Here is a 17,836-nt window from a genome sequence, read left to right on the forward strand (position 1 = left end):
CACTTTCTGTGCAGAGTCTTGGTTTCCAGTCATTTGCTAATGCACTCATTTATCTACGCCTGTTGGTCATGTAACTAGGCAATTGTCACATGTTTCTTTTATTGCTTTTAGCGGGATTGTATCTTTTTCCCAAACCTCTCATGGCCTGACCGCTTGGGTAAATCGGATATTTTCTGGCTTAACCCCTTGGCGGATCAACGAGTCTGCTGCTGATGCCTCAGCACAAGCACCAACAGTATTTTTACAAAATGTTGTATATTCACCTATTTTAACACCAAGTTGTTTCTCAACATAAATTACAGTGTTCTTGCCCAGCATTTCAGCTGAAATTTTACCATCGCTGTCTCAAAAACAGGGAAGACTTCTTCATTTGGTTTGGGCACCCTTTCGGTTTATTTTTACTTCCTATCTACCGTATTCTTTATATGATCAGCCATTGATATCAAGCTGTCAGAGCCCTCATGTAAAAATGTCCCATTTAGGATCATGTGAACCGCATGAAATTTGAATTCAGGAAAATAAACCTGTTTTCATGTTTTAACGTTTAGCCCATACACCCCGTGCTGTTGATAATTTTCAATCCATCACCAAGTCGTATCATGATTACGTTTAAATCTTTTATCGAGTATTTTACCCCCTCTCACCATTTAGGTAGGCCTGAATAATTTCAAGTTTAAACTCTAGAGTATGTTTTAACATAGAAAAGCACCCTTCAAATTAGACTAAAGGCGTCTCACTTTTGGGGTGCAGTTCAATATTGAGGGATTAGTTTATCAGTAAATCTACTCTTCCATTACACTACTTATTTGTGCGCTCCATCGCGTCAGTTTCAACCTCTTTTTTCCATTCCTCTGATATTGGTGCAGCATTTTTCTTTGACTCAACGGCATTATTAATCGCTTTATATGCTTTGTCGTAACCGGTTTTATCTTGCACATATCCAGTTGCTTTGGAGCGACTAATACCAATACTATCGGCAGCAGTGATCGCATCAATATTGGCGCCAAGGAAGATAAAGTCCCATTTATCCTCCATTTCTGCCGATTTGATCATAGATTTAATTTTCGATTGACTATATTTGTGGCTACTATTTTCTTCACCATCAGTAATGATAACGAATAAAACGTTATTATTTTTTGTTATCTTCCGGTTTTCTTGCATTTTGCTAATGGTGTCACCAACCGCATCTAATAGTGCAGTATTACTGCCAACCTGATAATCTTCTAAAGTTAAATTTGGTACTTTATCGATAGGCTCTCTATTGTGTAAGAGGGTTGTTTTATCATTGAACAGCACTGTCGTAATAAAGACATCCCCTTTTTTATTACGATTTTCTGTTAACACACGATTAAAGCGGCCAATCGTATCAGATTCAAAACCTGACATTGAACCACTTTTATCCAGTATAAATACAAGGTCTAAGACTTCAGGCTGTGTTTTTTCTACAACGATCGATTTGCCGTTTGCTATTGAAGAAAACATCAAAAAGATAGAAGCAAACGTAATACCAAGAAATGGCTTTAATATTGCCTTCATATAATTATTCCTATGCAGATGTTCTTATTTGATAATAGCTATCATCCGTTTATCACAATCATTTCACATAAGAATTCTCTGGTTAGTTTGCAGGCAGATTCTTAAAAAGAAAAGGAGACAAAATCCCCCAATAATTGATTACCCAACGATTGGGGGGATTTTATAAATACAATCTTTTTTTGATTATTTAAAATTTATTATTATTTTTCCCAAATACCATAACCTCTCAATTCACCAACCTGATGAACAAAATTATTGTATTGCTCGTTATCTGAAACTGAATTAGATGCCGAGTTATTAGCATGAGCTTTCACTAATTCGATACTGAGCTGGTGAAATTGTTGATTTAATTTTTCATGGATAGCAGTATCATTGGTTTCTTTCAGTTGTTTTAGTAAATTCACCAATTCTTCGGCTATTGACTGAACCGATTGATCCGTAAAGTCTGCTGTTGGTAGCTCATAACTAAAGGCCATATTGATGGAGTCATGCAGTGCATCTTCCGGCATATTAGGCTGTAAATCTTCACCATATTCATTGGCAATATATTCAATTAATTCAGCCTTATCAAAACACTTTGACTTAATATTTCCGTCTAATTTTTGATCATGTGTCGTGATTGATTCAGGGAAAGGCTCTCCCAATAAATAGCTACACTTAAATAAATTAGCATCAATGACAAACGCATTTGCGCTTCTTACTGCCATATTGACATCATGGCCGTTGATAGTTACGTTATAAGTGGTCGGTTTGAAACGATCAGCTTTACCTTCAACAACATAAGTCTCTGAAAGGGTATAATAAACAAGGTTATTTGGGTTAATAATCCCCCCGTTATTGTTGTCAAAAACCATAAACGAAAATAATTCACCTTGGCTGTTTTCTAACGTATGTTTACCCGATGCAAGTTGAATAATGCCTCTTTGCCCTGGTAGCACATTATAATCGTTATTATCGACCTTAAATGAAATATTATCGTTTGTTGGATTACTATAATAAAACTCACCTTTATGGCTCATTGGATCAAAATCATCACAAGCAGATACAGCAAACATCGCAATAGCTAGCAATCCACTTTTACATATTGTTTTCATTATCTATTTTTCTCACTATTGGTGTGTGTATTATCATTTTCTAATAGAAAAATATTAGCATATTAAAAATAGAAACATATTTTAAACTAAGCTAAACCGCCTACCTTCTTCATAATATTTATAGCACTTATATTCAATATTTATCTTATTTAGAATAAGTCGCCAATATGATGAATATTGTCTGATATTTACTATGGTTAATAGCGGCAATTTGTCAATGATGCTATCTTGTCGAATTATCAACGGATGAAACGATGAAAAATAACTTAAGGGAAACAAATGATAATTCGTTTATCAAAATCACTCTGTGTTTGTGCTATAGCCTTATTCATTTCATTTACTGCCTTTAATAATTTAACCGATTACAACACAAATTTTTTATTTGTACAGCATGTCCTAACAATGGATGCAATATTCCCTAATGCAAATGTGAAGTATCGGGCTATCAATTCACCTCCCTTTCACCATCTTGTCTATATCACTATTATTAGTATTGAAATTATTGCGGCTCTCATTTGTTGGTGGGGAGCTTTCATCTTATTTAAAAATATCAACAAAAATGCTGTGGCTTTTAATCAAAGCAAAAAATGGGCAATTATCGGATTAACACTGGCATTCTTATTATGGCAAGTCGCATTTATGTCTATTGGGGGTGAATGGTTTGCAATGTGGATGTCAAAACAATGGAACGGTATACCCAATGCATTCCGTTTCTTTATTACCATTTTGTTAGTACTCATGTATGTCACGGCTCGTGACAGCGATGATGAAAAACCGCATGAGTAATTAAAAAGCAGCTTATGCTTTCAGTGTCTTAAGCAGCACTGTAAATGCGGATTCTACCATTGGTGTTAAGATTTGGCTGGTTCGCATCAAAGACACCGTGCGAGTCAATGCCGGTTGCTGTAACTGCAAAACCATTAAGTCAGGGTCGCGTAAATGTACGGTATAAAGGTGAGGAAGAATAGCAATCGCCAATTTAGAACGGACTAAGCCATATAGCGTTTCAATGTAATCAACTTGATAACGAATATTGGGCTTTAAGCGGTGGCTTTCCAATGTGGCTAATACTAAACGTTGGATGTTGCCTTTAGAAAACACCGCAATATCGCGATTATTAAGCATTTTCCAAGGCAAATGGAAGCCTCCCGCTAATACATCTTCTCGATGTACGACTGCGACAAAAGGGTCATCTTGTAACGTAAACAGTTGTAACTCTCTAGGGACTGAGCTGTCTAATACACCAACCCCAAAATCAATCTCATTATTCATTAATTGAGAAACTAATGAATCATTGGTTTTATCGTAAAACTCCACATTCAGCCGAGGAAAGTGCAAATTAAGTTGTGTCGGCACATCAGGAAAAAGTAGTGAGCTCACGGAAGGCACCAAGCCAATACGCAACGTGCCGTCTCCGCCTTCGTCAATTATCTGTTGAATATCACTAAAAGCACGGTGTGAAACACTCAGTATACGTTCAGCATGCGGTAAAATAGCAGCACCAAGCTCTGTTAGCGTTACAGAGGAAGCGGTTCGATTAACTAGTTTTCCTCCAATCACACTTTCAATTTGACGTAATGCACTACTCAACGCAGGTTGACTAATGGCTAGTCGGCTCGCTGTATCAGTAAAATGCCTTAAATGTGCCAAAGTCACAAAATATTGTATCTGTTTTAACGTCAATGCAGGCAGGCGCTGCCATGGTTCACTCATGTTCTCTATTCACACTCTATTTTATGATAAGGCGTTGTTATAACCCTCTAATTAACCATACAAAGCCTAACCTAGCCTTAATGCTCTTATTCACCATTATAACCCTTTCTTATGATCTGATAAGTTTTATCATCTTGGCAAACGTTTGCGTAACTCATAAAGTAGCAGCAAAGGATCATTTATTGATGGTATTTTATGAGCGAAACCAACTACAGCAGACGCAGAGCAGTGCAAGCGGCAAAAGGTGAAATCCCTTTTGACCTGCTTCTCACACAAGCCAATATTGTCGACATGGTCACTGGCGAGATCCGTGCCGCCGATATTGGTATCGTCGATTCACTCATTGCGAGTGTCCACCCAACAGGAAGCCGAAGTGATGCCAAGGAAATCCATGACCTTAACGGGTATTTTATTTCACCAGGGCTGATTGACACACATGTTCACTTAGAAAGCTCCCATCTTCCTCCCGTGCGTTACGCCGAAATAGTGCTAACACAAGGAACCACCGCGGTATTTTGGGATCCCCATGAATTGGCTAATGTATTAGGCTTGGAAGGTGTCCGTTATGCGATTGAAGCAAGCCGCAATTTACCGCTGCATGTCATGGTAGCTGCCCCCTCCTCTGTTCCCTCAACACCAGGCCTTGAAATGTCAGGAGCCGACTTTGCCGGAAAAGAAATGTCAACCATGTTAAGTTGGCCAGAGGTCCATGGTGTTGCAGAAGTGATGGATATGTTCGGCGTTCTTCATGGTAGTGAACGAATGGAGGAGATTTTAAACGCGGGGCTTACGTCGGGGAAACTCATTGAAGGCCATGCTAGAGGGTTAAAAGGAGCCGATTTACAAGCCTACCTCGCTGCTGGCGTGACATCTGATCATGAGCTTACCTCAGCAGAAGATGCTTTAGAGAAATTGCGAGCTGGTTTAACACTCGAAATTCGTGGCTCTCACCCTTATCTATTGCCAGACATCGTCGCTGAGTTGCAAAAGCTACCTCATCTCTCATCACAAATCACCGTATGCACCGATGATGTTCCACCTGATATTTTAATCGAAAAAGGGGGGATCATTGCCCTACTGAATCTATTAATTGAGCATGGTATGCAAGCGACAGATGTACTCCGTTTTGCAACCTTAAATGCAGCCATTCGCTTACAACGTCACGATCTGGGGTTAATTGCCGCAGGGCGTCGCGCTGATTTGGTGGTCTTTGATTCACTCAAAAAATTACAAGCACACCGCGTGTATGTTGCAGGTCAGCAAATTTCCGAAGATGGAAAACTATTTAAATCACTAGCCACAGATCAAACCGTTTTACCACCTAGAGATACCATGTGTCTGTCACCTATCACAGCCGCTGATTGCACATTACAAATTGATAATATTATTAATGGCAGTGCTCGATTACGCCATATTCGAGGAGCTCGCTTCACACAATGGGGTGAAATTGATGTGCAAATTACCGATGGCAAAGTTCAAATACCGAATGGCTTTAGCTTGATCCGCGTACAACATCGCCATGGACGCCATGATGCCAAGCCACAAATTGCACTATTAGAAGGCTGGGGTGAATTACGCGGTGCTATCGCAACCAGCTACTCACATGATTCTCACAATTTAGTTGTACTGGGTCGTGATGCAGAAGATATGGCACACGCGGCTAATTTGCTTATCGAAAGTGGCGGTGGTATGGCTTTAGTTCAAAACGGTAAAGTCCTCGCTCACGTTGCGATGCCAATTGCTGGCATGCTATCCGATCTGCCTGCAAAACAGCTTGCCGAACAGTTTCGTCAATTACGAGAGCTTAGCAGTGAAATAGCCGATTGGGAGCCGCCTTATCGTGTTTTTAAAGCTATTGAAGGCACCTGTCTTGCCTGTAATGCAGGCCCTCATTTGACTGACCTAGGGTTGACTGACGGTACAACGCGACAAATTGTTGATCCCGTGATTCAAACCAGTAAACACTCGCACAATCACAATAATTAATAATAATGATAGGAGAGCCAATTTATGGCTGACAATATGATTAATGCGCCAACATCAGGGAGTTGGCTAGAAAAACGTTTTGCATTGCGCGCTCGAGGGAGCACCGTCAGAACAGAGTTCTTAGCAGGGGTAACAGGTTTTCTTGCTGCCGCTTATTTGTTAGTTGTGATCCCCGGGCTGCTCGCCGCTGGGGGAATGGATAAAGGTGCCGCAACAACAGGCACGATCATTGTTTTTGTGCTGGCGAGTCTGCTAATGGCTTTCTATGCCAACCTTCCTTTCGTCGTTGGACCAGGCATTGGCGGCTCTGTACTGGTAGGTATCACACTTGCAGGTAGCGAAGGGATTAACTGGCAAATTGGTTTGGGCATAGCTTGTTGGTCAGGCATTTTATTCTTCCTGCTCACTAAATTTGGTTTACGCGAAGTTGTCACTCGCTCGGTTCCTCAATCGATCAAACTTGGGCTAACCGCCTCTATCGGTTTATTTGTTGCCGTTCTCGGTTTTCGAAATGCAGGTTTAGTACTTGCTAACCCTAAAACCAACGCCTTGATGTTAGGTGATTTTTTATCACCGGGGGCATTAGTGGCTTTGGCTGGTTTCTTTGTCGCCATCGCCTTACAAGCACGACGTATACCCGGAGCTATTTTATGGGCAATTTTATTTGCCACCGTTATAGGTATTCCTTTTGGGGTCACAAAATTACCCGATAACTTTATTGGTATTCCTCATTCAGTAGGCCCTGTATTCGGAGAGGTTGACTTAATTGGCGCCTTAAACATCGCCTTCTTACCCTTTTTATTTGTATTTTTTGCCGCTGAATTTTTCTCGACGATGGGTACGACACTGGCTGTCGGTGGTGAAGCGGGGTTACTTGATAAAGAAGGCAATATGCCGAACATTAACCGCCCATTTATCGTTGACTCAATTGCAGCCGCACTCGGCCCATGGGTAGGCATTCCTGCGGCAACCGCTTTAATTGAGTCTTCAGCGGCTGCGGAAGCCGGCGGTAAAACGGGACTTACGGCTCTTGCAGCGGCCTTTATGTTCCTATTAATGCTACTGTTTACACCAATTGCTTTAATGATCCCAGCGCAAGCCACCGCGCCTGCATTAATTTTGATTGGACTAAATATGTTCAGTGGACTACGTAAAGTTGACCTTGCAAACTTTACGGATGGTTTACCTGTTTTAATGATGGTGATGATCACATTGATCGCCAATAGTTTCGGTACGGGTATTGCAGGTGGCCTACTGTTCTATATTCTGATTAAAGCTGTTGCAGGGAAATGGAGAGAGATCCCTATCAGCTTATGGGTATTAGCTGTACCACTCGTCTACTATTTTTCTACGCTGGTCAAACACTGATCATATAAGCACCCAACAACTGTTGGGTGCTTTCCCATTAATCAACCTTAATTGAAAAGCAATTACAGCCACAGTGAAAACGCACAATTTGAGGTTGTTTAGGCTGTTTACCTTGACGCTTACTGATTGAATTTTCAATTTCAACCGCACGCTTAATTTCATTGATTTCGAGCCGTGACAGACGCTTATTATTCCCTGTTGCACTTCGAATACGTTCATTCCCTAATTTTTCACCGGACATTGCAATTTCCTTTTCTCAACTCGCATTGATCGCACTTATTAGCACCACCAATAAAACCTGTAAGTTATTTTGTCTCACTGACGACCATTTGTGAAGGGGCGCCAATCGGTACATAGTCATCAACAAACACCAATTCCCCTGTATTCGGTTCAACCTTAAAACGGGTAATATTGTCACTACGTTGGTTCATAACATATAAATATTGACCGTCTGGAGACAATGTTAATGTTCTTGGGTAATCCCCTCGTGTCCATGTTTGCGATACTTTGCTGAGTGAACCCTCTTCATTAATACTAAAATGTGCAACACTATTGTGTAAACGATTTCCAACATAGAGATGTTTACCATCTTGGCTCTCTACAATACCCGAAATAAAATTTGTGCCTTTATAATTTTCAGGTAACGTCGAAACTGTCGCCTTCTCTTTTAAAGTACCTTTTTGTTTATCAAATTGATATTCAGTCAATGTTGATGCTTCTTCATTAACCAACCAAACTCTGTCTCCTAATTTAGAAAAAACAAAATGGCGAGGGCCAGCACCTTTTGATGATGCCATAATGTATGGGGGATCATTTGCAATTAATTTTCCATTCTTTCCATCAAAGCGATATTGATAGATGCGGTCAAGACCGAGATCTGTGGTAAACACATATTCCCCTGAAGGGTCGGTTGCTATCATGTGAGCATGAGGCCCGTTATGATCACTGATTGCAAAGCTCCCCTCAACTGCCGCTTCAGGATAGGCGGCCCCAGCAGGACCTTCATGTTGAATAACTTCACTTGCAGGTAATAGACCGCCATCATCTCGAATAGGAAGCACCGACACAGCACCACTATGGTAATTCGCAACCAATAAGTAGCGCCCATCTGGGGTTATCGATAAATAAACAGGGCCATCCCCTCCAGATGAAACATTATTTATCGCCTGTAACTCCCCATTATCCTTAACCTGCCATGCATGAACCGTTCCCTTTTCTGTTTCACTCCCTGCATACAGCACGTTACCATTTTTTGATAAAACCAATTGTGCAGCATTTGTAAGTGGAGCGGCCAAAACTTTACGGCTTAATTGCCCCGTTTGATTATCGATATCAAAACGATATATTCCTTCACCATTAGGGCTATAAGTTCCAACCCACGCAAATTGAGGAGCGGCTACCAAAGAAGTACTCGCAAACATAAATGACGCCGCCCAGATAGATAACTTATTTGCCATGATAAATTTTCCTAGTTAAATAACAATACACGCTCATATCTTGGTATATGACCGAATATGAGTATTAAACTTAACCACTACATTGGTAGAATAGAAAAATCATCTATGACTGTGCAGCCACATTATTTCCATTTTCTCGTGGAAATAATCTACTAACTAGCGTTATCCATTTCCACTTAGCTGGTGTTACACATTAACAACTGGCTTTGTTGATAAAATTGAATTTTAAAATCAATCTGGATAGGTAATTTAACTTTAGTATGTATTTTTATTTTTGGGATAAGCGTCGCGCTATTGAACAAAAATCATCATTATTTAATCATCAATAACAGTCTGTATTTCACCTAGATTTTATTGAGTTGGCGAAAACCGATAATTAATATTATCGGTTAATCTCATTTAATTAAGCACTGCATGGGCTTCAATTTCAATCAGCCACTCTGGCAATGATAACCCCGTAACGATCACCCAAGATGATGCTGGTGGCGCCGAGGTAAACTTTTCTTTTAGTGCCTGAGATATCGCATTTTGCTCTTCATCACTATCACAACCTTGCTTAATATAAATCCGCAGCATAACAACATCATTCAGCGTTCCGTGGGCTTCTTTAAGGACATACTCGATATTTTTAATTGCTTGAATGGTTTGCTCATAAATACCACCAGCCACGGTTTGTTGATTCGCATCAACACCAACTTGCCCAGAGAGAAAAAGCTGCCGAGTACCTGTAGTTTCAATAGCTTGACTAAATCCATACTGCAATGAATTAAAAACAGATGAAGGGTTAATTGATTTTTTTGACATATTATCTCATTTTAAAATAATCGTATTTTGAATAAAATACCTTTTCATATTTAAACAAAGCTTGAACAAACTAGTTTTCAGTGTTAGTAAATTGGCACAAAATATTCTATTTCAATTTCTTTTATTGGTAATTCTACATTTTCTTTATTATTAATATATTTTTCAATATCCCCCCCTTCACGACGAAGTAGCCCTAGAGAAGGCAAAGAATAAAGATAAAGATTTAAGCTAAAATCACGGTATTCAGCCAAAGAGCCTTTAAATGAAAACTTTGCGTACTTTCCACTAGGCAAATAAATTTCTTTAAACTGGTTGTGATCAACAATTGGATCTATTGTTTTTAAGCCAATCTGGTATTTCACTTGCACCATGTGTGATCTTTTCTCTGTTTTCTGATAATTGATCAACACATAGCATTCTTTTATTTTTAAATTTGTCGCCTTAAAAAAATCATCCCAAAAACTTCCCCTAATATTTTCATGCAATAATCCAACCTCATCTAATGAAGATAGATACTGATACTCTTTAATATGCAAAGTATACTGTTCACACTCAACAATTTGAGGAATTGCTAAATAATCAATATCGAAATTGATAGGTGGCTGCATTGCCTCCAATTCCCATAATTTATTACGCCGATAATAACTTGGTGTAACCTTAAAAATGTACTTAAATCGACGTGTAAAAGATTGTTGAGAATCAAATTGATATTTTAATGCGATCTCAAGGATAGTTTTTTTCGTCAACCTCAACTCAACAGCCGCTTTCGTCAAACGACGAGCACGAATATAGCTAGCCAGTGTGACCCCTGTTACTTTTTTGAACAGCCGCTGAAAATACCACTTGGTATAACCCGCTTTATTCGCCACATCATCAAGCAGTAAAGACTGATCTAAATTATGTTCAATCCATAATAGAACATCTTTGATAACCGTTGTATGAAACTGCTTATCATCATATCTTAATTGGATGTTATTAGCTTTATTTTGATAGCGAGAATGCTGTTCAATATACATAAAATAACCTAAATGTTCTTAAGATTGTCACGACCACATCATCATGATACCATAAACATACTGACGGTATGTTATTTTAGATCTATCATGGAAAATAAAAATCATCAACAAGAAAATTTTAAGAGTACCTATCAATCACTGGTTAACTCAGCACGAATATTGTTTGTTGAAAAAGGCTATCAAGCTGTTTCAATAGATGAGATCTCGGGAAAAGCGTTGGTGACCAAAGGTGCCTTTTATCATCACTTTAAAAATAAAAAACAATTACTCAGTGCCTGTTATAAGCAGCAATTAATTATGATTGATGCCTACATCACAACAAAAACTGATTTAACAAATGGTTGGTCTGCCTTAGAAAGTATATTTGAACATTATCTTGATTATATTATTGATAATAATAAAAACCTTATCCCTATCCAAGAAGTGATGCCTATCATTGGTTGGAATGAACTTGAAAAAATTAGCCTTGAATACATTACTGGTAAGGTAAACGCCATTGTCAGCAAATTGATCCAAGAGAACCAACTTAAAGCTTATGATGATGATGTGCTTAAAAACTTACTCAATGGCTGGTTTATGCATATCGCAATACATGCGAAAAACCTAAAAGAGCTTGCCGATAAAAAAGGCCAATTTATTGCTATTTACCGCGGCTTTTTATTGAGCTTGAAAGATAAATAAAATAGATAGGTTTTATTTGAAGCTAAATCTTCTTTATCGTAAAAAATGCCCTCTTGGGTTATCAAGAGGGTCATTATATTTCGCGGAATAACATCATTTGGTGACGAAATAACTAAGCACTTGTCTCCTGTTTACTCCCCTGAGCTTGAGGGGTTAACATGAAGGTCATCGATAGCAGGATAATAATACAGTAAAACGCTAAACCAATAATCCAAATCCAGCCATCCCAAATTGGTAGTGAATGATTATAAATAACAGCAAACAGTAATGGGCCAATAACACCGGTTGCATTGGTAAGGCTCACCAATAATCCCTGTAAAGCACCTTGCTGATGACTCTTTGTTTGGATAGACATCACTCCCTGTAATGCAGGTAAAGCGATCCCACCACCAGCCAATAAAATTAAAACAGGGAAAACTAACCAACCTTCAGATATAAACGCTAAAAAGGCAAATGCACTACTATCTGCAATAAATCCGAGCAGTACTGCCGTTTTTTCGCCCCATTTAGTGGCTATTCTTCCTGCCACAAAGGCTTGAAATACTGAGTGTAAAAGACCAAGACCCGCTAATGAAAAGCCAACCATCATGCTATTCCATCCAAAACGATTTTCGGTAAATAGCACCCACACCGTTGCGGGAATTTGGCCTATCAATTGCGCTGAAAAATAAATAATCAACAAAATGGGCATCGTTTTAAATAAAGTGATGTATACCGAATTCGATTGCGTCTCAACCCCTACTTCGGTATCTGCATTATCACGCGTATTTTTGGTTTCACGGAACCAAAACATAACCACAAGGAAAGTGACAATATTTAGCAACGCAGCGATAAAAAAGGGACTATGCGGTGAAATCTCTCCTGCAAAACCACCAATAATAGGCCCCGCTATTAAACCAAGCCCAAAACTTGCCCCTAACCAACCGAACCACTTCACGCGTTGAGAAGCTGAGGTGGTATCGGCAATGACCGATGCCGCGACAGCCCCAGTAGCTCCTGTGATCCCTGAAAGCAAACGGCCTAAATACAGCATCCAAAGCGCACTTGAAAAAGCCAGCAATAAGTAATCCAGCGATGCGCCTATTAATGACAACAACAGCACTGGGCGCCGACCAAATCGGTCAGACATTTTTCCAAGCCAAGGAGCAAAGATAACCTGCATTAACGCATAAAGTGCAAGCAATACGCCAAAGTGGTTAGCGATATCTTCCGAAGCAATAAATTCACGTAATAACGTTGGCAAGACTGGCATGATAAGGCCAATCCCCATGGCATCGAGTAACGTAATTACCAATGCGATCTTTGTCGAACTATTCATTTCACTTTTCTCTATCACTGATAGGGAGTGGTAAAATAACTCTATCGATGATAGAGTGTCAACAAAAATTAGGAATTAATGATGTCTAGATTAGATAAAAGTAAAGTGATTAACAGCGCATTAGAGCTGCTTAATGAGGTCGGAATCGAAGGTTTAACAACCCGTAAACTCGCCCAGAAGCTAGGTGTAGAGCAGCCTACATTGTATTGGCATGTAAAAAATAAGCGGGCTTTGCTCGACGCCTTAGCCATTGAGATGTTAGATAGGCACCATACTCACTTTTGCCCTTTAGAAGGGGAAAGCTGGCAAGATTTTTTACGTAATAACGCTAAAAGTTTTAGATGTGCTTTACTAAGTCATCGCGATGGAGCAAAAGTACATTTAGGTACACGGCCTACAGAAAAACAGTATGAAACTCTCGAAAATCAATTAGCCTTTTTATGCCAACAAGGTTTTTCACTAGAGAATGCATTATATGCACTCAGCGCTGTGGGGCATTTTACTTTAGGTTGCGTATTGGAAGATCAAGAGCATCAAGTCGCTAAAGAAGAAAGGGAAACACCTACTACTGATAGTATGCCGCCATTATTACGACAAGCTATCGAATTATTTGATCACCAAGGTGCAGAGCCAGCCTTCTTATTCGGCCTTGAATTGATCATATGCGGATTAGAAAAACAACTTAAATGTGAAAGTGGGTCTTAAAAGCAGCATAACCTTTTTCCGTGATGGTAACTTCACGGTAACCAAGATGTCGAGTTAACCACCCTTTAGATTCATAAAGCGAAAATAATGCGGCTCCAACGTACCCACCTAAATGGAAACGGCGTTCACTCCAATCTAAACACGCACAACAGATTTTACGTGAATGTTTGGAAGGAATGTCAATTCCCATTTCATGAAAATATTGAATACCACTTAATGTGATCATTGAACCATTTTCAGTGATCCATTGCTGTTGACAAAAGGAATCATAGATCTTAACGGCAACTTCACCAGCTAAATGATCATAGCAAGTACGTGCTTTTCGTAAATGCACTGGCGTGGAAACTTTGGCATGTACGCCATGGTTTAAGGAGATCCCCATCATACTTTCCATCAATTCAGCAATATCTTTTCCTGCTAGCCGAAAATAACGATGCTTGCCTTGAGCTACTACTGTGATTAGCTGGCAATCTAATAATTTAGATAAATGACTGCTCGCCGTTGAAGCTGATATATTCGCCACAGAACTTAGCTCGGTGGCCGTCCAAGCTCGCCCATCCATCAAAGCACTGAGTATTTTAACTCGTGAAATGTCAGACATAGCCGCCCCTATCGCGGCTATTGAGGACTCAAAGGTAACCTCTTTTCGTATTAAATTAGCCATCGCAAGTTCACTTTATTGCCCAAGGGAGCGTAACAGATGCAGCCATACTATCATTGTCCGTTATTAATATCAGTTGGTTAGCATGGTCACTGTATTGCACTAAAATATTAATGTTATTCTCCGCCAATATTCGTGCTATTTCGCCAAGTTCCCCCGGTTTTTCCTGTTTTAACTTACGAATTAATGGTGTCCGGATCGCAAGTACTAACAGTCCAGCTTGCTCTAGCGCTATTTTAGCTTCCTTTCCTTGTTCAACAAGAAAATGAGCATGGCATTCATCACCAACCGTAAATATCCCTCCCCCTTCCAATCCAATACCTTTATTACCTAATGTTTTTCCTAGTAATGCTAATTGTCCTATTTGATTGTCTAAAACAACGTGAACATCAAACATTATCCTTGTCCTTTTTAAATGAATATTCGCGAGTAATATGAGCAATACTAATTTTGTAAAAATCAAATATTGACTCTCGCCCTTCTTGCTGAGCTTTCGCATGTAAAACATGATTTTTCCATTGCAGAACTGCGTATTCGTTTTCCCACCAAGATAGCGATAACATTTTTCCTTCTGTAGCTAGACTTTGAAAACGTTCAATTGAAATAAAACCAGCTACATGACTTAATAGTGGTCTTAACTCCTCAGCTAAAGTCAAATAGCGAGTTTGTTGGTCGGGTTGTATTTGCACCTCAAATATTACAGCAATCATATTTTTCTCCGTTATTAATCAATAAACAGAGTAATCCACCCGAAAATTAACACTTCGATAAGCAACGAAATATAGAAAGGTCATGCTGCTGTTTTATGTTGTATATCACACTTCTTTAAATTGCTCGGCCTGCGCTTATCATGTTCTCCTTCTCTTATAATTTTGTTTATTATTTATACTTTTTTATTTTTTGCTATCACCGAAAATAGTGCGGATCCCGCATGGTATTTAGGTTTACCCATCATTAAATACCATTGTTGTTATTTTAATCTTTTTAATATTTCATGATTAAGATCACACTAAAATTATGACCCTATTAACTAAAAGTTATGGATACCCTAATAAAACTCATTGTTAAAGATTAGTTAACCAAAGTAACTTCATTTTTCACTATTGTTAAATTGTTATAGTGAAAATTCTGGTAAACTAATAGAGGTAAAAAAATGATCCTAGATGCCAGTTATACATTATTAGTCGCATGTATCGCGCTACTCATAGGAATGTTTGTCGTAAAATTTACCCCGTTCCTACAAAAAAACCACATACCAGAAGCCGTCGTTGGTGGCTTTATTGTTGCAATTGTTCTGTTAATTATTGATAAAACATCAGGTTATTCGTTTACTTTTGATGCTTCATTGCAAAGTTTATTAATGCTCACATTCTTTTCCTCTATCGGGCTAAGTTCTGACTTTTCTCGACTGATTAAAGGAGGAAAGCCGTTAGTTCTATTAACTATTGCAGTAACGATCCTAATCGCCATTCAAAATACTGTCGGCATGAGTATGGCTGTCATGATGAATGAAAGTCCATTTATTGGCTTAATTGCAGGTTCAATTACTCTAACAGGTGGTCATGGTAATGCCGGAGCATGGGGCCCTATTCTCGCTGATAAATATGGTGTAACAGGCGCCGTTGAATTAGCGATGGCTTGTGCAACACTTGGATTAGTGTTGGGTGGTTTAGTTGGCGGCCCTGTTGCCCGTCATCTTTTGAAAAAGGTCTCTATTCCTAAAACAACCGAGCAAGAGCGCGACACTATCGTTGAAGCTTTTGAGCAACCAAGCGTCAAAAGAAAAATCAATGCAAATAACGTTATTGAAACCATTTCAATGCTGATTATCTGTATTGTTGTTGGTGGCTATATCAGTGCATTGTTTAAAGATACTTTTCTGCAACTGCCTACTTTTGTCTGGTGTTTATTTGTCGGTATTATTATCCGTAATACACTGACTCATGTATTTAAACACGAAGTGTTTGAGCCGACCGTCGATGTATTAGGTAGCGTTGCTTTATCGCTTTTCTTGGCAATGGCGTTAATGTCATTAAAATTTGGTCAATTGGCAAGCATGGCAGGGCCAGTATTAATTATCATTGCTGTACAAACTGTTGTCATGGTGCTATTTGCCTGCTTTGTCACCTTCAAAATGATGGGCAAAGATTATGATGCTGTCGTGATCAGCGCGGGTCACTGTGGCTTTGGTATGGGAGCAACACCAACAGCAATTGCGAATATGCAAACAGTCACAAAAGCATTTGGACCATCACATAAAGCTTTCCTTGTCGTTCCTATGGTCGGTGCCTTTATTGTTGATATTTCAAACAGTATCTTAATTAAAATATTTATTGAAATTGGTACATACTTTACCTAATAGCTACACACTACTCGGCGTACTTCTCCTAACAATTTATTATAGGGCAGTATGCCGAGCCGCTTTCTTACCCCGTATATTCCCCTAGTCAATCTATTTAGCTTGCACGTTTACGAATTAATTCTCGTGACAACTAAACCAAAATTTGAATTATGACGAGTATATCTGATTATTTATACTTTATTCGTTAGAATAGTCCGTAGAAATAAATAATCAGTAGGCTACATGGAATGAAATTAAGACATCTCGATATCTTTTATGCTGTAATGACTTGTGGTTCCTTAACGCGTGCGGCTGAAGTTTTACATATTTCTCAACCCGCGGCGAGTAAAGCACTCAAACATGCTGAGCAACAATTAGGGTTAGTATTATTCCAACGAATTAGAGGGAAATTATTACCAACCGATGAGGCTTTACTGCTTTTTGATGAAGCAAAAGAAGTTTATCGAAATTTAGACCGCTTAAGAATATTAGCGCAAAATTTATCCAAAAACCCTCAGGGAAAATTAGCGATTGGCTGTTTACCAAGCCTAGGTTTAAACTTAGTACCTGAAGTCACCGCTCTGTTTATTAAAAAACACCCCAATATAAAATTAACGATTGGCACCCATCATACCGTCGATATCATGCAATTATTAACCCAACAAGACCTTGATATTGGTATTGGTTTCAATTTGGCTATTGAAGGCGGAATTACGGTATTACCCATCGCTGAAATCCCCCTTGTTTATGTTGATACGCAAAAACATGAAGGTCCTGTTTCATTAGCTGATATTGACCAAGATCGTTGGATACATCCAGGTTCAGACTCATTAGCGCAATTATTACAGCAATACCATGAGTTCTCGGTTTCAAATATTAGTGTGCATACCTACCACATGGCGGCTGAATTTGTTCGAGCAGGATTAGGTTGCAGTATTACTGATATTTTCTCTGCTGAGCACACATTACCAAAATCGATGATCTATCCACTCAAAGAGGATCTGCATTTAGCTGTTTCAGTTTTCCATCGTGCGGATAGACCATTGACTAAAGCGGCTCAAAACTATGTAAACACTTTGTCACTAACCCTCGAAAAAAGAAATAAAGTAGTTAACCAAAAGTTATACTCTGGCAATGAAAACTCAATTGTTTAGTT

General features: G+C 39.1%; 19 protein-coding genes. 7 read left to right on the forward strand and 12 right to left on the reverse strand.

What is annotated here, in order from left to right; genetic code table 11:
* Positions 1-138: 138 nt before the first annotated feature.
* The 3 genes from PR675_RS05705 to PR675_RS05715 all read right to left on the reverse strand — a co-directional run bounded on the left by PR675_RS05705 (position 139) and on the right by PR675_RS05715 (position 2,630).
* Entirely contained in the window at positions 139-318 is a 180-nt protein-coding gene (locus PR675_RS05705; protein WP_004922728.1) for a hypothetical protein, read from the reverse strand.
* A gap of 480 nt (positions 319-798) precedes the next feature.
* A complete protein-coding gene (locus tag PR675_RS05710; protein WP_272582701.1) occupies positions 799-1,536 on the reverse strand; it encodes a vWA domain-containing protein in 738 nt (245 codons plus the stop codon).
* Positions 1,537-1,736: 200 nt separating this feature from the next.
* A complete protein-coding gene (locus PR675_RS05715; RefSeq protein ID WP_060560813.1) occupies positions 1,737-2,630 on the reverse strand; it encodes a hypothetical protein in 894 nt (297 codons plus the stop codon).
* Positions 2,631-2,909: 279 nt separating this feature from the next.
* On the opposite strand from PR675_RS05715, the gene PR675_RS05720 reads away from it, so the two are divergent.
* Entirely contained in the window at positions 2,910-3,416 is a 507-nt protein-coding gene (locus PR675_RS05720) for a DUF2165 family protein (RefSeq protein WP_040132372.1), read from the forward strand.
* Positions 3,417-3,428: 12 nt separating this feature from the next.
* Here the strand turns inward: PR675_RS05720 and PR675_RS05725 are convergent, their stop codons facing one another.
* Positions 3,429-4,343: a LysR family transcriptional regulator gene (locus tag PR675_RS05725; protein ID WP_004922734.1), complete on the reverse strand. Its 915-nt coding sequence runs from the start codon at positions 4,341-4,343 to the stop codon at positions 3,429-3,431.
* Between the two features lie 195 nt (positions 4,344-4,538).
* Here PR675_RS05725 and PR675_RS05730 point away from each other — a divergent pair, with 195 nt between their 5' ends.
* Together PR675_RS05730 and PR675_RS05735 are read left to right on the forward strand one after the other, a co-directional pair.
* Complete coding sequence (locus PR675_RS05730) at positions 4,539-6,329, forward strand: adenine deaminase (RefSeq protein WP_004922737.1); 1,791 nt, start codon at positions 4,539-4,541, stop codon at positions 6,327-6,329.
* Between the two features lie 24 nt (positions 6,330-6,353).
* The gene (locus PR675_RS05735) at positions 6,354-7,697 is read left to right on the forward strand and encodes an NCS2 family permease (protein WP_060560812.1); all 1,344 of its coding nucleotides are present in this window, start codon (positions 6,354-6,356) and stop codon (positions 7,695-7,697) included.
* A 37-nt stretch (positions 7,698-7,734) separates the two neighbouring features.
* Here PR675_RS05735 and PR675_RS05740 read toward each other — a convergent pair whose 3' ends face one another.
* The 4 genes from PR675_RS05740 to PR675_RS05755 all read right to left on the reverse strand — a co-directional run bounded on the left by PR675_RS05740 (position 7,735) and on the right by PR675_RS05755 (position 10,974).
* Positions 7,735-7,938, reverse strand: coding sequence for a hypothetical protein (locus PR675_RS05740; protein ID WP_014656609.1), 204 nt, complete (start codon positions 7,936-7,938; stop codon positions 7,735-7,737).
* 64 nt (positions 7,939-8,002) lie between these two features.
* On the reverse strand, positions 8,003-9,154 hold the full coding sequence (locus PR675_RS05745; protein WP_060560811.1) for a lactonase family protein: 1,152 nt from the start codon (positions 9,152-9,154) through the stop codon (positions 8,003-8,005).
* A 399-nt stretch (positions 9,155-9,553) separates the two neighbouring features.
* Complete coding sequence (locus PR675_RS05750) at positions 9,554-9,958, reverse strand: RidA family protein (RefSeq protein ID WP_004922750.1); 405 nt, start codon at positions 9,956-9,958, stop codon at positions 9,554-9,556.
* A gap of 83 nt (positions 9,959-10,041) precedes the next feature.
* The gene (locus PR675_RS05755; RefSeq protein ID WP_272582702.1) at positions 10,042-10,974 is read right to left on the reverse strand and encodes a helix-turn-helix domain-containing protein; all 933 of its coding nucleotides are present in this window, start codon (positions 10,972-10,974) and stop codon (positions 10,042-10,044) included.
* Positions 10,975-11,061: 87 nt separating this feature from the next.
* Here PR675_RS05755 and tetC point away from each other — a divergent pair, with 87 nt between their 5' ends.
* Positions 11,062-11,655: a tetracyline resistance-associated transcriptional repressor TetC gene (gene tetC / locus PR675_RS05760; RefSeq protein WP_000428546.1), complete on the forward strand. Its 594-nt coding sequence runs from the start codon at positions 11,062-11,064 to the stop codon at positions 11,653-11,655.
* Positions 11,656-11,767: 112 nt separating this feature from the next.
* Here tetC and tet(B) read toward each other — a convergent pair whose 3' ends face one another.
* Positions 11,768-12,973 (reverse strand): tetracycline efflux MFS transporter Tet(B), encoded by a 1,206-nt coding sequence (tet(B), locus tag PR675_RS05765; RefSeq protein ID WP_053110393.1) that lies wholly within the window; start codon positions 12,971-12,973, stop codon positions 11,768-11,770.
* Between the two features lie 81 nt (positions 12,974-13,054).
* On the opposite strand from tet(B), the gene tetR(B) reads away from it, so the two are divergent.
* A complete protein-coding gene (tetR(B), locus tag PR675_RS05770) occupies positions 13,055-13,678 on the forward strand; it encodes a tetracycline resistance transcriptional repressor TetR(B) (protein ID WP_000088605.1) in 624 nt (207 codons plus the stop codon).
* On the opposite strand, the gene PR675_RS05775 is transcribed toward tetR(B), so the two are convergent.
* Genes PR675_RS05775 through PR675_RS05785 form a run of 3 tightly spaced genes read right to left on the reverse strand, consistent with a single transcriptional unit; the run spans position 13,656 to position 15,049 of the window.
* Positions 13,656-14,342, reverse strand: coding sequence for an ArsR/SmtB family transcription factor (locus tag PR675_RS05775; RefSeq protein WP_060560810.1), 687 nt, complete (start codon positions 14,340-14,342; stop codon positions 13,656-13,658). The two genes, tetR(B) and PR675_RS05775, sit on opposite strands and share 23 nt — an antisense overlap.
* A 7-nt stretch (positions 14,343-14,349) precedes the next feature.
* Entirely contained in the window at positions 14,350-14,736 is a 387-nt protein-coding gene (locus PR675_RS05780; RefSeq protein ID WP_060560809.1) for a hypothetical protein, read from the reverse strand.
* Complete coding sequence (locus PR675_RS05785) at positions 14,729-15,049, reverse strand: antibiotic biosynthesis monooxygenase family protein (RefSeq protein WP_000562370.1); 321 nt, start codon at positions 15,047-15,049, stop codon at positions 14,729-14,731. The genes PR675_RS05780 and PR675_RS05785 overlap by 8 nt, the downstream gene beginning before the upstream one ends.
* 443 nt (positions 15,050-15,492) lie before the next feature.
* On the opposite strand from PR675_RS05785, the gene gltS reads away from it, so the two are divergent.
* Complete coding sequence (gltS, locus tag PR675_RS05790) at positions 15,493-16,698, forward strand: sodium/glutamate symporter (protein WP_000599533.1); 1,206 nt, start codon at positions 15,493-15,495, stop codon at positions 16,696-16,698.
* 230 nt (positions 16,699-16,928) lie between these two features.
* Positions 16,929-17,834: a LysR family transcriptional regulator gene (locus PR675_RS05795; protein WP_004922785.1), complete on the forward strand. Its 906-nt coding sequence runs from the start codon at positions 16,929-16,931 to the stop codon at positions 17,832-17,834.
* The last annotated feature ends 2 nt before the right edge of the window (positions 17,835-17,836 follow it).

Source organism: Providencia sp. PROV261 (assembly GCF_028477945.1).
Classification (GTDB): Bacteria; Pseudomonadota; Gammaproteobacteria; order Enterobacterales; family Enterobacteriaceae; genus Providencia; species Providencia stuartii.

What these genes read in the sequence shown, in the direction of transcription:
- PR675_RS05775 (WP_060560810.1), bottom strand. Translation starts at nt 14,342, where the DNA reads ATGGCTAATTTAATACGAAAAGAGGTTACCTTTGAGTCCTCAATAGCC.
- PR675_RS05780 (WP_060560809.1), bottom strand. Translation starts at nt 14,736, where the DNA reads ATGTTTGATGTTCACGTTGTTTTAGACAATCAAATAGGACAATTAGCA.
- gltS (WP_000599533.1), top strand. Translation starts at nt 15,493, where the DNA reads ATGATCCTAGATGCCAGTTATACATTATTAGTCGCATGTATCGCGCTA.
- PR675_RS05735 (WP_060560812.1), top strand. Translation starts at nt 6,354, where the DNA reads ATGGCTGACAATATGATTAATGCGCCAACATCAGGGAGTTGGCTAGAA.
- PR675_RS05785 (WP_000562370.1), bottom strand. Translation starts at nt 15,049, where the DNA reads ATGATTGCTGTAATATTTGAGGTGCAAATACAACCCGACCAACAAACT.
- PR675_RS05705 (WP_004922728.1), bottom strand. Translation starts at nt 318, where the DNA reads ATGCTGGGCAAGAACACTGTAATTTATGTTGAGAAACAACTTGGTGTT.
- PR675_RS05740 (WP_014656609.1), bottom strand. Translation starts at nt 7,938, where the DNA reads ATGTCCGGTGAAAAATTAGGGAATGAACGTATTCGAAGTGCAACAGGG.
- PR675_RS05795 (WP_004922785.1), top strand. Translation starts at nt 16,929, where the DNA reads ATGAAATTAAGACATCTCGATATCTTTTATGCTGTAATGACTTGTGGT.
- PR675_RS05730 (WP_004922737.1), top strand. Translation starts at nt 4,539, where the DNA reads ATGAGCGAAACCAACTACAGCAGACGCAGAGCAGTGCAAGCGGCAAAA.
- PR675_RS05720 (WP_040132372.1), top strand. Translation starts at nt 2,910, where the DNA reads ATGATAATTCGTTTATCAAAATCACTCTGTGTTTGTGCTATAGCCTTA.
- PR675_RS05755 (WP_272582702.1), bottom strand. Translation starts at nt 10,974, where the DNA reads ATGTATATTGAACAGCATTCTCGCTATCAAAATAAAGCTAATAACATC.
- PR675_RS05725 (WP_004922734.1), bottom strand. Translation starts at nt 4,343, where the DNA reads ATGAGTGAACCATGGCAGCGCCTGCCTGCATTGACGTTAAAACAGATA.
- PR675_RS05715 (WP_060560813.1), bottom strand. Translation starts at nt 2,630, where the DNA reads ATGAAAACAATATGTAAAAGTGGATTGCTAGCTATTGCGATGTTTGCT.
- PR675_RS05750 (WP_004922750.1), bottom strand. Translation starts at nt 9,958, where the DNA reads ATGTCAAAAAAATCAATTAACCCTTCATCTGTTTTTAATTCATTGCAG.
- PR675_RS05710 (WP_272582701.1), bottom strand. Translation starts at nt 1,536, where the DNA reads ATGAAGGCAATATTAAAGCCATTTCTTGGTATTACGTTTGCTTCTATC.
- PR675_RS05745 (WP_060560811.1), bottom strand. Translation starts at nt 9,154, where the DNA reads ATGGCAAATAAGTTATCTATCTGGGCGGCGTCATTTATGTTTGCGAGT.
- tetC (WP_000428546.1), top strand. Translation starts at nt 11,062, where the DNA reads ATGGAAAATAAAAATCATCAACAAGAAAATTTTAAGAGTACCTATCAA.